14 protein-coding genes and 1 pseudogene are annotated in these 15,898 nt (G+C 34.7%); 3 read left to right on the top strand and 12 right to left on the bottom strand.

Annotated elements, in window-relative coordinates; translation table 11 throughout:
* Positions 1 to 12 precede the first annotated feature (12 nt).
* Positions 13 to 2,637: an EAL domain-containing protein gene (locus tag ACR65M_RS12875; protein ID WP_341332755.1), complete on the bottom strand. Its 2,625-nt coding sequence runs from the start codon at positions 2,635 to 2,637 to the stop codon at positions 13 to 15.
* Between the two features lie 238 nt (positions 2,638 to 2,875).
* On the opposite strand from ACR65M_RS12875, the gene ACR65M_RS12880 reads away from it, so the two are divergent.
* Positions 2,876 to 4,408 (top strand): glycine betaine uptake BCCT transporter, encoded by a 1,533-nt coding sequence (locus tag ACR65M_RS12880; protein WP_440273488.1) that lies wholly within the window; start codon positions 2,876 to 2,878, stop codon positions 4,406 to 4,408.
* A 55-nt stretch (positions 4,409 to 4,463) separates the two neighbouring features.
* On the opposite strand, the pseudogene ACR65M_RS12885 reads toward ACR65M_RS12880, so the two are convergent.
* The 9 genes and pseudogenes from ACR65M_RS12885 to ACR65M_RS12925 form a co-directional block, all read right to left on the bottom strand.
* Positions 4,464 to 5,432 (bottom strand): annotated as a pseudogene (locus ACR65M_RS12885) (cation diffusion facilitator family transporter).
* Between the two features lie 419 nt (positions 5,433 to 5,851).
* Positions 5,852 to 7,612 (bottom strand): recombinase family protein, encoded by a 1,761-nt coding sequence (locus tag ACR65M_RS12890; RefSeq protein WP_440273489.1) that lies wholly within the window; start codon positions 7,610 to 7,612, stop codon positions 5,852 to 5,854.
* Between the two features lie 61 nt (positions 7,613 to 7,673).
* The gene (locus ACR65M_RS12895; protein ID WP_306068122.1) at positions 7,674 to 7,820 is read right to left on the bottom strand and encodes a conjugal transfer protein; all 147 of its coding nucleotides are present in this window, start codon (positions 7,818 to 7,820) and stop codon (positions 7,674 to 7,676) included.
* Between the two features lie 364 nt (positions 7,821 to 8,184).
* Positions 8,185 to 8,328, bottom strand: coding sequence for a hypothetical protein (locus tag ACR65M_RS12900; RefSeq protein ID WP_440273490.1), 144 nt, complete (start codon positions 8,326 to 8,328; stop codon positions 8,185 to 8,187).
* A 182-nt stretch (positions 8,329 to 8,510) separates the two neighbouring features.
* Positions 8,511 to 8,657, bottom strand: a complete 147-nt coding sequence (locus ACR65M_RS12905) for a hypothetical protein (RefSeq protein WP_230199681.1) — start codon at positions 8,655 to 8,657, stop codon at positions 8,511 to 8,513.
* Positions 8,658 to 9,202: 545 nt separating this feature from the next.
* Positions 9,203 to 9,409 carry a hypothetical protein gene (locus tag ACR65M_RS12910; RefSeq protein ID WP_033826640.1) on the bottom strand — a complete coding sequence of 69 codons (207 nt, stop codon included), beginning with the start codon at positions 9,407 to 9,409 and terminating at the stop codon, positions 9,203 to 9,205.
* Between the two features lie 164 nt (positions 9,410 to 9,573).
* Positions 9,574 to 9,795 (bottom strand): hypothetical protein, encoded by a 222-nt coding sequence (locus ACR65M_RS12915; RefSeq protein ID WP_033826641.1) that lies wholly within the window; start codon positions 9,793 to 9,795, stop codon positions 9,574 to 9,576.
* A 613-nt stretch (positions 9,796 to 10,408) separates the two neighbouring features.
* Entirely contained in the window at positions 10,409 to 11,434 is a 1,026-nt protein-coding gene (locus ACR65M_RS12920; RefSeq protein ID WP_095312434.1) for a sensor histidine kinase, read from the bottom strand.
* The gene (locus tag ACR65M_RS12925) at positions 11,431 to 12,102 is read right to left on the bottom strand and encodes a response regulator transcription factor (RefSeq protein ID WP_095239542.1); all 672 of its coding nucleotides are present in this window, start codon (positions 12,100 to 12,102) and stop codon (positions 11,431 to 11,433) included. Before ACR65M_RS12925 ends, ACR65M_RS12920 begins: the two co-directional genes overlap by 4 nt.
* Positions 12,103 to 12,308: 206 nt before the next feature.
* Here ACR65M_RS12925 and drcA point away from each other — a divergent pair, with 206 nt between their 5' ends.
* Together drcA and ACR65M_RS12935 are read left to right on the top strand one after the other, a co-directional pair.
* The gene (gene drcA / locus ACR65M_RS12930; RefSeq protein ID WP_033826644.1) at positions 12,309 to 13,076 is read left to right on the top strand and encodes a daptomycin efflux ABC transporter ATP-binding protein DrcA; all 768 of its coding nucleotides are present in this window, start codon (positions 12,309 to 12,311) and stop codon (positions 13,074 to 13,076) included.
* A complete protein-coding gene (locus tag ACR65M_RS12935) occupies positions 13,063 to 14,988 on the top strand; it encodes an ABC transporter permease (protein WP_018705606.1) in 1,926 nt (641 codons plus the stop codon). The genes drcA and ACR65M_RS12935 overlap by 14 nt, the downstream gene beginning before the upstream one ends.
* Positions 14,989 to 15,176: 188 nt before the next feature.
* On the opposite strand, the gene ACR65M_RS12940 is transcribed toward ACR65M_RS12935, so the two are convergent.
* Both ACR65M_RS12940 and ACR65M_RS12945 read right to left on the bottom strand, forming a co-directional pair.
* On the bottom strand, positions 15,177 to 15,323 hold the full coding sequence (locus ACR65M_RS12940) for a hypothetical protein (protein ID WP_018705607.1): 147 nt from the start codon (positions 15,321 to 15,323) through the stop codon (positions 15,177 to 15,179).
* A gap of 363 nt (positions 15,324 to 15,686) precedes the next feature.
* A partial coding sequence (locus ACR65M_RS12945; RefSeq protein ID WP_440273491.1) for a helix-turn-helix domain-containing protein occupies positions 15,687 to 15,898 on the bottom strand: 212 nt, incomplete at its 5' end.

The raw sequence follows: 15,898 nt of genomic DNA on the forward strand, positions 1-15,898 counted from the left end.
CCTCCTTTTTATTCAGTCTATTTCTCCTATGACAGCCTCTTTAGACCTTATTGACTTTTTATGAATAAATTCAACCATATCAACTTTATTAATTGGCCGACTGAATAAAAAGCCTTGTATCTCGTCGCACCCCATGTTCACAAGGATATCACATTCATTCCAAGTTTCTACACCTTCTGCCACCACGTTCAACTGAAGTCCATGTGCAATATCAAAAATCGATTTTACTAATAACGCTTTTTTCTCATCTTTATCGATATTATGAATAAATTGTCTGTCGATTTTTATTTCGTCAATTGGAAGCTTCAATAATTGGTAGAGAGACGAGTATCCCTTTCCAAAATCATCAATTGAAATTTGAACTCCTAGCTCTTTCAGTTTTCGAATCCGATCAGCAACATGCTGTTGATTCGTAATAAATACACTTTCTGTAATCTCAAGCTTTAAATATTGTGGCTCTAATCCAGAATCTTGCAATGCCTTATTGACCATTGAAACAAGATAATCTTGTTGAAAATGTTTGGCCGATAGGTTTACCGAAATCGGAACATGAAGAAGGTTTTCAAGCTGCCATTGTTTATTTTGTCTACAGGCCTGGGTGAGAGACCACTCATCAACTTGCGAAATGAGACCTATTTCTTCAGCTACACCAATAAAAACTCCAGGTGAAACCACCCCTAATATGGGATCATTCCAACGAATCAATGCTTCAATACTTGTGATCTTACCTGCCATTGTCTTCGGCTGATAAAATTGTTCAAACCGATCCTTATCCACTGCAGTACGCAGAGCATTTTCTATTTCTAAACGCTCTTGAAATTTATTTTTCATGGACCCATTGAAAAACTGAACCCTATTGCCACCTTTCTCCTTCGAGGTGTACATTGCAATGTCAGCATATTTTACTAATGTATCTAAATCTTTACCATCTTCCGGGTACACACTGACCCCTATACTTGCAGTTATATAGTGATTTTGACCCGCTATTGTATAATAGGATGAAAATTCTTTGACAATCATGTCTAATGTTTTATCTATCTCATCTCTGCTATCAACAGAATGGACAACAACAAACTCGTCCCCTCCAAGTCTGAAAACCTGTCTAGTGTCTTCTTGCAACTTCTTTAGCTTGTTACCAGTTGCTTTTAGAAGTGTATCTCCTGCATCATGACCTAATGTATCATTGATTTGTTTAAATTGATTGAGGTCGATAAAAATAATCGCAAACATTTGGTCATGGTTATTTCGAATTAATTCACGTACATATTTTTGGAAGAAATAACGATTGGGTAAGTATGTTAAACTATCATAAAAAGCAAGTTTATGAAGCTTGTCCTCGGATTCCTTCAATCTTGAAGTTTGTTCTCTTAGAATGTGGTTCATCTCAATGCTCTCTTGAAATAACTCCTTTAGCTTATCAGCCATTTTCTTTAAATTTTTACTCAAGATGCGAAGTTCTGATATTGAACCTTGCGGCCATTCAATATTTTCTAAAGAACGCAGCTTTTGTGGTAATCCAGTTGTAATTGTTGTCAGTTGCCTTAGGTTATTCGTGAGCATTCTGCTAACAGCCATTACAAACAATATGGCTGAAACTGCTAGAATGAGTAAGTATTTTAGTTGGTCGAGAGAAATATTAAAAATTTGTTGTTGATACCCAGCGATTGGGTACTGCAACATAATTCGGTATGAATCCGTATCTCTTATATAAAAATAAAAAGCATCGTCCCACCTTGTAATCGGCTGCATTTCATTGTTAGCTACCGGTAAAGCCTCAAAAACATTAGGTGATATCTTCCGAATTTCATACTTTTTCGGATCAAAATCCGCCAACGCTGTCGATGAAATGACATGATTTCTATTGTCCAATACCGTAATATCGGTATCTTGGTTCTTATTTCGCCATAATATTTCTTCAATTTGATTAATGTCGATACTTCCGTTTGCTTTTTTTAGTTGATACAGGTCGTTTTCTATCCGATTTGCTCTCGTTTCACTAACATTAACTAAGTCCTTCTTAATAACTTCAAAGGTGTTTAATGTATTTGTAACTACACTAATAAAGAACGGAACAAGAATTGTTAAAATGGTGATTTGGGATAAGAATTGGTGTACTGATACATTATTTTTGCTGATTCGTTTATTTTTAACAAACTTATAGAATGGGAAATAAGCTAGCAACATATCTGCAACTAATACATTAAAAAGACCATTTGCAACATCTTTACAGATTTGAAAATAGAGTGCACTGCCTGACAGTGATTCTCGACAGAAAATAAAGAGCAGGGCTATTCCTATAAAAGTCCAGAAAAAAAAGTCAACGAAAAACATTTTTGCTTTTCGCCCTCTTAAGAAAAAGGCTCCAACAAATATGACTTCAACAAGCATGATCACTGCATAATAGGGACTGTTTGAAAAAAACATGGCAATAAAGATGGCAATTAAACTCGTTACAATCGCGGTGGTATAGCCAAAAATGCGAAGTATTAAAAAAACTGAAATACTCGCAAATGTAAAAGTAATTCCATAAAGTAACGTTAATTTGAAATGAGAGGCTAATAATACAAATCCTACCAGGGTTACTAATAGGATTAAATCCGTATTTATCTTGCCTTTAATCTGCAAAAATCCTAGCATAAAGTCTCCCCTGATTTATTTATATGTAAATCGATATTTTCTCTGTGGTTATGATAATAATATCATAAAATCTACATCTTTTTTTCAGTTTTTGTTTAACCAAATCATACAGTCTCAACTCAGATCAAAAGTCAGGATTATTGGCAAAAAGTAGTAAACTCTGTTAACCTAATATAGCTAAACTTTTGTGGGAAAACTATGTTTACATAAAAGTTAATGTAAAAGAAAGGGTTATATGATGAAGAAAATATCAAATGTTTTTTGGATTTCGGTTGCTATCGTTCTTGCAGCTGTCATATTTGGTGTTGCAGCACCAAAAAGTTTTGAAGAAGTAACAGGTAATATTCAATCATTTATTACATCAGCCTTTGGATGGTATTACCTTATTTTAGTCACAATCATTGTGATATTCTGCGTTTTCCTTATTTTTAGCCCAGTTGGGGCAATTCGATTAGGAAAACCTGATGAGAAACCTGAGTATTCAAATATATCATGGTTTGCGATGTTATTTAGTGCTGGGATGGGGATTGGACTTGTCTTCTGGGGGGCAGCAGAACCTCTTTCCCATTATATGACTCCCCCTTTAGCAGAGGGTGCTACAAACGCTTCCCAAAAAGAAGCGATGCGCTATACATTTTTCCATTGGGGAATACATGCTTGGGGAATTTATGCACTCGTTGCACTCGCCTTAGCCTATTTTAATTTTCGAAAAGGTGAACCAGGTTTAATTTCAGCTACATTAAAGCCTGTTCTAGGCAAAAAAGCAATGGAAGGAAAACTTGGTACCTTGGTTGATGTACTAGCCGTATTTGCAACGGTTGTAGGTGTTGCGACAACGCTAGGGTTTGGTGCAGCACAAATTAATGGGGGGTTAGCTTATTTACTTGATATACCGATTAGTTTCTTCATTCAATTAATCATTATTGCTGTTGTTACCGTCTTATTTATGATTTCCGCATGGTCTGGATTAAGTAAAGGGATTAAATATTTAAGTAATGCAAATATGATTTTAGCACTTGCCCTTCTCATTTTAATGTTTGTAGCAGGTCCTACAGTTCTGATTCTTGATATGTTTACAGATACACTTGGTGGATATATACAAAATATTGTACAGATGAGTTTTAGAATTGCTCCACTTAATGAAGAACACCGTTCTTGGATTAACGGTTGGACTATTTTCTACTGGGCTTGGTGGATTTCATGGTCACCGTTTGTAGGTATTTTTATTGCCCGTGTCTCAAAGGGAAGAACAATTCGACAATTTATTATCGGTGTTTTATTGCTTCCGGCATTAGTAAGCTTTCTCTGGTTTGCAGCATTTGGGACTTCTGCTGTAGAAGTTCAAAAGGAAGGAAACGTGGATCTCTCACAATTTGCTACAGAAGAAGTACTTTTTGCAATCTTTAATGAATCTTCTCTATCGGTGGTTTTATCAGTGGTTGCGATTATACTTGTTTCAACATTCTTTATTACATCTGCGGACTCAGCTACATTTGTACTTGGTATGCAAACCACATACGGTTCACTAACACCCCCAAATACTGTAAAACTGACTTGGGGAATCCTTCAATCAACAGTAGCTGCTATTTTATTATATAGCGGTGGTTTACAGGCATTACAAAATGCCCTTATTGCAGCAGCTTTCCCATTTTCAATAATAATGGTGCTGATGATGATTTCACTATATCGTTCATTAACAAAAGAGAAAAAAGAACTAGGTTTGTATTTGAAACCAAAACCTAAGAAAAAATCTCCTGCTCCACAGCAGTAAAAATCAAAAAACCGGCATTGTGCCGGTTTTTTTGATTTGCAAAATCTTTTCGGTTTCACTTAGTAACTAACCCTTGTTTCCATGATTTAACCCCATCATCTTCTACAAATTCAATGATGACATCAGTCACTCCATTCATTGCTTGGATTTTTTCCTAAATGCGTTCTTTTATTTTAACAGCCTCTCTAACAGTTATATTACAGTCTATCTCCAGCTTCATTTCGATATGGAAATCCTCTCCTTCCTTCATGGCAAACAATGCGTTTATGTCTTTAATTTCTGGATTTGTATAAATAAGCTCAGCAATTTTGTTTTCTAGCTCTTCATCCGCTTCACCAAGTACCCCTTTGGCATTATCCAAGAATACTCTGCCCACTACGTAAAACATCATTAATCCAATTATGATTGATGCAATTCCTTCTGCGGCATGCCAACCTCCATAATAGGAAAGCAGAATTCCAAGAATTGCAATGACTCCACCAAGGGTTGCGACTAAATCCTCCATGAATACAAGTTTCGTGGCAGGTGTGGCTCTCCCTAAATTGTTGAAACTTTTGCCGATTGCTGCAAATCCTTTAGCTTCCACCCGTGCCTCATGTAAAACTTCCTTCATCGCCTTAAAAAGAACATAAGACTCCAAAATTACAGCTAACCCTAAAACAGACAGATTAATGGCAATCCCACTCGATTCGGTTGGGTGTTTAATATGATGATATCCCTCTTTTATTGTTTCATAACTCATAATCCCTACAATGATCACGGCACCGAGTAAAACCAAATTAACAAGGCGGCCAAAACCGTTTGGATATTTTTCGTTCGGCATTTTTTTACTTAATGCACTACCAATGTATACGAAAAATTGATTGGCTGCGTCACCTAGTGAATGCATTGTTTCAGCAAACATCGCGACATTCCCCGTGAAGAAGTACGCAACTCCTTTAATAATCGCAATTATAGTATTTACAATAGAAGCAATCAAAGATGACTTATTTCCGTTCTTTAATAAACTTTGTTTTTTCGACATAGAGACCTCCAAAGGATGATTCTTTTGGTAATACTTGTAGTATTTATTACTTTTGAAAAATTTATCAGAAGAATTGCGGTAATCTAGAAAGGGTGTGTTCCGCAAACTTCCATTTAGAGCCCTATTTAAAGCCTTCCGGCGGTTTCTCCGGAAGGGCGACTATATGGAAAAGTTTTGATGTATCGGATAATTTTCCTCGGACGAAGTTAGCTGGATTTCGGACAAAGTTACTGATTTATCGGACACAATTTTCAAGATATCGGACATAGTCCTGATTTTATCGGACACTACTTTCAAGTTATCGGACATTATCCTAATTTTATCGGACACACCCTCGATTCGGAGCAAAATAGAAAGCCTTCCGGAACACCCGGAAGGCTTTAGCTTATCATTATTCTTTTACAAGTAATGCAACTGCTTCAACGTGTGTCGTCACTACTATGTGAACACAATTTATTATCCTCGTTGTCTGTATGTGAACACAATTCGTTAGATGTTTTTGTATTATCTTTTTTCGCATTTCTTCGGGCAGGTTTAAATTTTTCGCCATCTAGACAATTACTTAAACCTGTTTTATAAACAAATGTAATCATGGCAGGATCTTTGTTTCCATTTTCATCTACTCCACCTACAATTACCTTGTCAACGACACTTTCAAATACATACCGATCAAACGTATCAATCACTTCATTTTGTTCCAATACTTTTTTGAAAGCTAACAAGCGTTTTTTAATATCCTTTTCTTCTTCTAAATTCGATAAGGACTTTTCTCTTGTTTGTACTTTCTCATTAATCTCTTGCATAAGTGAATTATATTTATCTTCATACGTATCTTTATCGATAATATTCTCCAGTCTCATATCCACTAATTTATTCTTTTTGTTTTCTAATCCTTGAATTTCTTTTTCTATTTTAGCTATTTCTTTATGAATCGTATTGGAACTTAATGCTTCTTCCATTCGTTGCAAAAATTCTTCCAATACGTCTTTGTTATTATTACACATAATTCGGTAACTTTCTAGAAAAGCTTTTTCAATAGCTTCTTCGGGTATTCCTTTACTGTGTGGACAGAACTTTTTTCCCTTCTTTGTACTTGTAACGCACTGCCAAATCGTTTTGCTATATTTCGTTGAACTATGCCATCTACGTCTTGTTAGTGTACCTCCACAATAGGCACAATCAATCATACAACTAAACGCATATTTACGACTATACTTCTCTCGCTTCCCGCCGTAATTTTCTACTGTATTTCGTCCCCGATTTCTTCTCATTCTGATTTCCTGTGCTTTATCAAATATTTCAGCACTGACAATTGGTTCATGGTGATTTCGTAAATAATACTGATCTTCCTCACCCAAGTTTTCTAATCGACGTTTTGAAATGGGATCTAATGTAAAAGTTTTTCCCATTAAAATATCGCCTTTATATTTTTCATTCTTGATAATTCCGAGTACAGTTGTTTCAGCCCATGTTGGAGTACCTCTCTTTGTTTTGTAGCCTAAATTCTCTAGCTCCCTTGAGATAATACTCCCTCCGGCTCCCTCAATATATCTTTGAAAAATATAACGAACAATTTCCGCTTCTTTTTCATTAATTGAAATACTTTTATCTTCTGGATGATAGTCATAACCAAGGCATCCTTGAAAACCAACTAACTCTCCACGTTGCATTTTCATCTTTAAACCTTTTTTAACATTAGCGGATATATTCTCAACTTCCTGTTGTGCGACTGAACTTAATACGACAAGCAACAATTCTCCATCCATTGTCAATGTATTGATTTTTTCATCTTCAAAATAAACGGCTATATCTCTTTCTTTTAACATCCGAACATATTTCAGCGTATCTAATGTATTCCTTGCAAATCTAGATATTGATTTCGTAATCACCATATCAATATCTCCATTCATACAATCATTGATCATTCGTTGAAAGTCTTCACGTTTCGTTACTTGTGTGCCTGTAATGGCTTCATCTGCATAGATATCAACTAACACCCATTCAACATTTTTCTGAATTAAATCAGAATAATAAGAGACTTGTGATTTATAGCTATTTAACTGATCTTCCGAATCTGTACTTACCCTACAATAGGCTGCTACCCTAAGCTGTTTTATTTCTTTTCCACGCTTCCGGCTGGCTAAGTCACTATTGGCACGAATCACTTCTACTTTTGACATAACAGTTCCTCCTTTTGTGTTCCCTATTTACTTTCTATTGTATCGCCAATAGAAACACAATTCAGCCTGTAATATCAGAAATGATGCCATATTCTTTCATTAATTTATTTTTAACCATGTAATATTCTTTCTCAGTAATCAATTTACGGGTTAGCAGTTGTTTTAACATAGCAATTTGCATACTATAAAGAATCAAATTCTGTTTCAAAAAACACGCCCCCTTATAATTAATCAATTAAAAATCAGACGGCTGTTGGTACAGCTCCACGGGAATTTCACCCCTGCAAGTATTCCTTCCAGCCCTACTCATAGCTTGCGACGCTTTGAACGTTCGAACCATGACGGTAGAGGAGTATCATTATCCATACTGATGGGTTATCGCCAGCAATCCACCACGATTGCATTAGACTCATAGATAATCGCTCGTTTCTATCGAAAGTCATGGCGTATGAATCAAGTGGCTCATCATCAGTAGAACGTATCTGATTTTCGGTCTATACTGCACGGCGTTATCTTCCGTGCTTTCTTTGTCAAAGAACAATATATGTGAAAGGGAAAACTTAACCATGTAATTAAATCTTGAAAGCTAAAATGCCCTGCATAAGCTTCGAACGTAAACGATCATGTATGTTTACATCAATGCCCCAATACGTATTACCACGCTCATTGTTTTCCATAATAGTATTAATCATCCCATTCATCTGCATGCTTCTCAAAAAAGCGTCTTAACGGTTTAAAAGAACTCGTTCGCCTATACTGTACAGTACTACGTGAAATGTTGAACAATTGACCGATTTTTACATCAGAAAGATTAAAAAAGTAGTATAGTAGGATGATAATACGCTTCTAAACTGGCAAGCTATGCATCGCTTTTGCAAGAAGTGTAGGAGTAGTTCTCTTACCAGCTACTTGATTGTTCTTCTATTCCTTCTCCCTCGTAGTGTATGTCTAAGGTATAGAGCTGATTTTCTTCTTGCAGTGTTAAAATTGAAAATGTTATCCCCTTAGATAGCTGTTTCTGCCGTTCAGTACGAGAAGGCTCCATACACTCATCTCCCTTCGAAACTGTAAAGATGTGTGATGATTTCCCCTTTCATTATCTTCAACAATTTTTTTTGTAAAATGCCAAAAATCAGAGAAAAAGTTTTAAAAAATAACCCAACTGAATATTAACAGTTAGGTAGAATCATTTTTATTATTAAGAACCAAAACAAGAAATACTTTAAATGTCAAACTCTATTTTATTACAATTCACATAAAAACTAATCGAACATAATAATGAATAATACAAAAATAAAGTTTTTTTAAAATCATTTCTTATCTGTTAAACGTAATGAAACTTGAAAGGTCCAGCTAAATAAAATAGTAAGAACATAAAAATATAACCAAATAAAAATCTTAAATAAAGTATTTGAGCCTCAGTCGATTTTCAAAAGTCATAGCATATGCATGTTGAAACCATGGATAATATTTCCCATACTTGGAACTGGAGATAAAAAGAGGACATATAACTTTGATTTATCGTGGTATTAATAGAACCATTTTTGAAAAGTTCGATCAAAAAATAATAAAAACCTGTTATAGCTATTTTCAATTACTCATTTTTTTATCAATTAGTAATAATACTGTCAACATAACCACACTAAATACCACTATAAACAGAAATAACAAGTATAACGTCATCAATCCTTCAAATGTCTTATCAAACTCCAAAAGAGTAAAATCCGGATCATACATCGCACCCATGGAAATATATCTAGCAACTTCAAGATAAATAATATGAAAGATAATACTCATCCATAGTGTTCCTGCATACTTTCTATATAGCTGTAAAGCAATTCAAAAAGTGAAGAGCAATATAAAATAAACTATAGTAATTTCAATTAGCTCACTAAAGAATATTGGCTCCAATGCCATCACCATAATCGGCACACAGATGAAAATTAATGGTTGTAAATCAGCTAGATGATGAAACGAAATTTCTTATGTAACTCTTCAAATATTAATCCATGAATAAAGACTTCCTCTGGAAATGCCTCATAGATAAATGCTGTCACTGTATTGATTAAAACTGTAGTTAAAACACTTGCTGTTAAGTTTAACCTGACATTTTCAATGCCAATAAATAAAAAAACTGTTAAAATACCTGATACAAGTAATGTAAAAGGTAACGTAATTACCACGATCAATTTAGATCGTGAATTTACACCCTTCAATCCTATTTTTAGACATGGATGGATTTTTACTTTTAAACATATAGAGTACCTTGTAAAAGCATACCTATTTGCGAACCATACCTAGAATTTCTATCAAATATGTCAAACATTACCGAATACAAAGAGAAATAATGAAACGGGTATAAAATACAAAAGTAACCGACTAATACTGAATTTCGACGAATCCAATTGAATGCTCCTTTTTTATTAATGTAATATTGATTTAAACTACGTATAAAGTCTATAGTTTCAGTTCACTTATTGTTTTTAAATTAAGATCGACCCTACTATCGACATCTACTGTTGGAAACAATTCACTAAACCTTATTTAATTTAATAGCTCTTATAAACAAAAAATCCGCCGGTCTTCTTCCATTCTAGCTCCAGATAAATGAATATTTTTTACGTCTTTTATTACCTTATTTTTGATTGCGTTAACCTTTTGTTACCCTAATTCACTTACTATTGACTATATTATTTAATATTTATTAAGCCTTACGAAAAACATTATTCTACTTGAACACCTTTAATTTGATACTTTTTTTCCGATTAACCAATTTCTTTAACCCCACCATTATACTTATAGATGATAATAATTTCTGATTTTTGGAAAGTGGATGATGACCTTCGTATATTTCCCATCTTCTGAATGAATGGAAAGGTCATGGCCTAATTTAAGAGCCATTTCTTTTGCAAGGTAGAGACCTAAACCGGTAGATTTGGCATGACTTCTCCCAATAAATCCTGTAAATCCTTTTTCAAATACGCGGCTGATATCCTCTGGCTTAATTCCAATGCCTGTATCTTGAATCTGTAGCCGCTTTTCTTTTCGATCTTCCTCAAATTGTACGGAGATTTCACCGCCTTCACCTGTATATTTTAAAGAATTTGAAAAAACTTGATCGATAATAAAACCAAGCCATTTACTGTCGGTATGGACAACCTGTTCAATATTGTCCATATGAAAACGAATTTGCTTGTTAATAAAAGATTTAGCATATTTCTTTACACTGTTTTTAGCGACTTGATCCAACACTACCTCGGAAATAAAATAATCTTTGGAAAAAGAATCGATGCGAGAATAATAAAGAGCCTGCTCTACGTAATTTTCTATTCTATCCAACTCATCTTCAAACTTGTCCACAAGGTATTCAACAGTTCTTCCATTACTGTTTTCCATAAGCAAGCGACCTGCCGCAATCGGAACCTTGACTTCATGAATCCAAGATGTAATAAAGTCTTGATGATCCATTTTTTCGTTATACAACTTTTGTAATTGATCGCCATGCACACTATTTACTTTTTTTAATAACTCAAGATATAACAGTTGTTCATCGTTTCGCGGTTTAGGCAGAGTTGCGAGAAATTCTTCATGATTACTTTCAACCAAATCATTTAATTCCCGATAAAATTCTCTATTGTAATAGTATTCGATGATTACGTATATAGCTACAATAAAAAAGATAACCATATTGGTATATACGATATTACTTACAGCGTTTCTGGAATCTGTGCTCACAATCATCATCAAAGAAACAAAGAACATAATGATCATGTTTAATATAAAGAAATTCCGTTTATCTTTTAAGTAATGAAAGAAATTCATTGAATTATATAACCTTGTCCTTTCTTAGTTGTAATAAAGTGTTCTTTTCCAAGTTCAACAAGTTTTTTACGCAGGCGAGCAATATTAACCGTCAATGTATTTTCGTCCACGAAATTTTCATTCTTCCAAAGGCTACGCATCATTTTCGTACGACTGACGATGATTCCTTTATTTTTCATAAGAATTTTTAAAATAAGAAATTCTGTTTTCGTGAGTTCCGATTTTCGATCTCCATGTAAGACCTCTCCGTTTTCAAGATTTAATATAATTCCATCATGTTCCATTGTCTGAGACTGTGTTTCCATATAGGAATACGTTCTGCGAAGGAGTGCATTAATTTTTGCAATCAATACATCCATATGGAAAGGTTTTTGAATATAATCATCTCCTCCCATGTTCATCGACATCACTATATCCATTGGTGTATCACGGGAAGAGAGAAAGATCATAGGGACCTTTGAAATTTCTCTGATTTTATTACACCAGTAAAATCCGTCAAACGATGGCAAATTGATATCCATGATGACTAGGTGAGGATCATGATTAAGAAATACCTGCATGATTTGGTCAAAGTCTTCGATCTTAACGGTTTCAAAACCCCACTTTTCTAATGTTTCCCCTACCATATCACGAATGGTCAAATCATCTTCCACAATCATGATTTTCATTCCTTTTCCCTCCAAACAATCATCCTTCTGTAACATCATATTAATTGAATATCGACCAACATACAAAGAAAACATCGTGTTTAATATATTTTTTATCAATGTGACGAAAATGTAAGGTTACGAGATCAAGCTGTAAGTTTATATAAAGGGCAACTATTGTAAAATAAAAACATAAAACAAAACTATTCTGAATGGAGGATTTAAATATGAAAACTATTGTCGAAGCAAAACAAATAAAAAAAGTCTATGGTGCAAAGGGAAATGTATTTTCAGCTTTGGAGGATATAGACTTAACCGTCATGGAAGGTGAATTCGTCGGTATTATGGGTCCCTCGGGTTCTGGTAAATCAACTTTACTAAATATATTGGCAACAATTGACGAGCCGACTGCTGGTGACATCGTGGTTGATGGAATCAATTTGACAAAGATGAATGAAGAGCAATTATCTGCCTTTCGCCGTGACAAACTTGGTTTCCTTTTCCAAGACTATAATTTATTAGATACTCTAACTGTGAAAGAAAATATTATCTTGCCGTTAGCCTTGGCAAAATTGAACGTTGAGGAATTGGAACGAAGAGCAGATGAAGTGGCAGATAAGTTTGGCATTCGCGACATTTTAAATAAGTACCCGTACCAAATTTCTGGGGGACAAAAGCAACGTACGGCAGCATCACGCGCGATTATTTCAAAGCCAAACCTAATATTGGCAGATGAACCAACAGGTGCGTTGGATTCGAAATCAGCAACAGACTTATTAGAAAGTTTAAAGGATCTTAATGAACAAGACAAGGCAACAATTTTAATGGTTACCCATGATGCTTATGCGGCAAGTTATTGTAATCGCGTCCTATTTATTAAAGACGGTAAAATCTTCACAGAACTTGTAAAAGGGAAAAGATCCCGCAAAGAATTTTTCAACAAGGTGTTGGATGTTCTATCCGCACTGGGGGGTGGAGCAAATGACGTTATTTAGTTTAGCAAGGAAAAATATTAAAGGTAATTTCAATAATTATTTTGTCTATTTTGTTACACTCGTCTTCAGCATGGTTATTTATTATACGTTCACTTCCTTGCAATATAGCGAAAAAATTCAGGAAAGCATTGAATTGTCGGATACAATGAGTTTCATGTTTGGGGTATCATCAATTATCTTAATTTTATTCGTAGCAATCTTTATTTTGTACTCCAATTCATTCTTCACAAGAAAAAGGAAGAAAGAAGTCGGATTGTACGCCATACTTGGTTTACGCAAGAAAACCATTGCAAAAATGTTATTTTATGAAAATTTGATTATGGGAATCATTGCAATAGTTATTGGAATTATTCTTGGAACCTTACTTTCCAAATTATTTGCAATGATTTTAATAAAACTTATGGGTTCAATTGCCGAGGTGGACTTCGGTATTTCCATTCTAGCGATTACCCAAACAGTCATAGTCTTTATGGTCATTATTTTATTCACTTCCGTTCAAGGTTACCGTTTGATTTATCGTTTTACATTAATCGAATTATTCTATGATGAGAAAAAAGGTGAACAAATTCCAAAGGTTTCACTTATATCGGCTGTTATCGGAGTTATATTGCTTGTCGTTAGTTACTGGCTGATATTAAAACCATTTCCTGACGAATTTACTACGGAATATTTAATGAAAAATTATGGTATTGCTTTTGTTGCTCTCGTCATTGGCACCCATTTATTTTTTCGATCTGTAACGGTCTATTTATTAAGATTATCACAAAAAAATAAGTCGCGTTATTACAGAGGAACTAGAATAATTGAAACATCTCGCTTACTGTTTCGTATTAGAGGGAATGCACGTACCTTTACAGTCATTGCATTGTTGAGTTCTGCAACGATCTGTTTCTTAGGTGCAACTTACAGTGGGTATTACAGCAACGAAAAAAGAGCTGAGGAAGTTGTTCCGTTCAGCTATTCGCATTTGTCAAAAGGTCCAGAATTTGATTCGCAGGTGGAGAGAATAATAAAAGCAGATCATCGACATCCAATAAAAGCCCAACTAGACATACCCGTCATTCAGGTAAAAGGAATACTCTCATTTCAACTGGATTATGACATAAATCCTGTGCAATTAATCTCAGAAAGTACATTTAATAAAGCAGCGAATGCTTTAAATAAGGATGAAACAGTCTTACTATCAAGAAATCAAGCAGCAGTAATCCAGCCAAGGTTTACTGAATATACGAAGTCGGTTTTTAAAGGAGAAAATATAACGATTCAATTGCCTCAAGGAAGCAGCGAACTGCCATTTGTTCATATGGTTGAAAGTAATGTGCTACCTTTCGATTATCCCGATTTCTTTCTCGTAGTCAGTAACGAAATGTTTGCTGAGATAGCCAAAAAAGAGGCTCCATTAACTTATAAAGTATATGAAGTGGAAAATGAAGTAACGGCACAGGCCACATCAAAGAAAGTAAATAAACTGGTTGGAAACGATTTTCAAGTTTCTTCATCATTTTATACGGAGTATAAGCAAGGTAAAGAAGGAAACGCAATTACTCTTTTTATTTTTGGATTTTTGGGGCTTGTATTTTTAGCGGCAAGTGGAAGTATCATTTATTTCAAACAGTTAACAGAAGCGAATGAGGCGAAAGGACAGTATGAAATCCTTAGAAAAATCGGTGTCAATAAAAAGGATATACGTAAATCAATCAAAAGGCAGTCATTATTTGTGTTTGGATTGCCACTAACCGTAGGAATATTGCACAGTTGTGTGGCATTGTACTTTACTAGCAACTTTATTTCTAATCTCATTGGAATCAATCTTATCTTCCCTATTCTAATGGCTATAGTCTTCTTTGTTATCATCTATGCAGTCTATTACGTATTAACTGTTAATACGTACAATCGCATTGTAAACAAATAAGAGCGAAACATCTCTCGAATGTTCGGTTCGGGGGGTGTTTTGTCATGTATTCCTTTGTTAAAAAAATCCTCATTACTCTGGAATCTAGACCGATTATATTATTGAAGATCAAATTGAACATCCTTAAATCTTCTAACAACAAAAAATGATAACTCCTATACAAAATGTATCGCCAATAGAAACACAATTCAGTCTGTAATATCAGAAATGATGCCATATTCTTTCATTAATTTATTTTTAACCATGTAATATTCTTTCTTGGTAATCAATTTACGGGTTAGCAGTTGTTTTAACATAGCAATTTGCATACTATAAGGAATCAAGTTCTGTTTCAAAAAACACGCCCCCTTATAATTAATCAATTAAAATCAGACGGCTGTTGGTACAGCTCCACGGGAATTTCACCCCTGCAAGTATTCCTTCCAGCTCTACTCATAGCTTGCGACGCTTTGAACGCTCGAACCATGACGGTAGAGGAGTATCATTATCTATACTGATGGGTTATCGCCAACAATCCACCACGATTGCATTAGATTCATAGATTATCGCTCGTTTCTAATGAAAGTCATGGCGTATGAATCAAGTGGCTCGTCATCAGTAGAACGTATCTGATTTTCGGTCTATACTGCACGGCGTTATCTTCCGTGCTTTCTTTGTCAAAGAACAATATATGTGAAAGGGAAAACTTAACCATGTAATTAAATCTTGAAAGCTAAAATGCCCTGCATAAGCTTCGAACGTAAACGATCATGTGTGTCTACATCAATGCCCCAATACGTATTACCACGCTCATCATAAAGTTTACGCATAGACAAACTTGCCATATAGCTTCCATAATGTAAAATAACGTAATTCATCGCTTCTGGATCACCCTTATTTGCAGCTAAAATAATTGGATACGGTAATAAGC

The sequence above is a fragment of the Ferdinandcohnia sp. SAFN-114 genome (assembly GCF_059415045.1).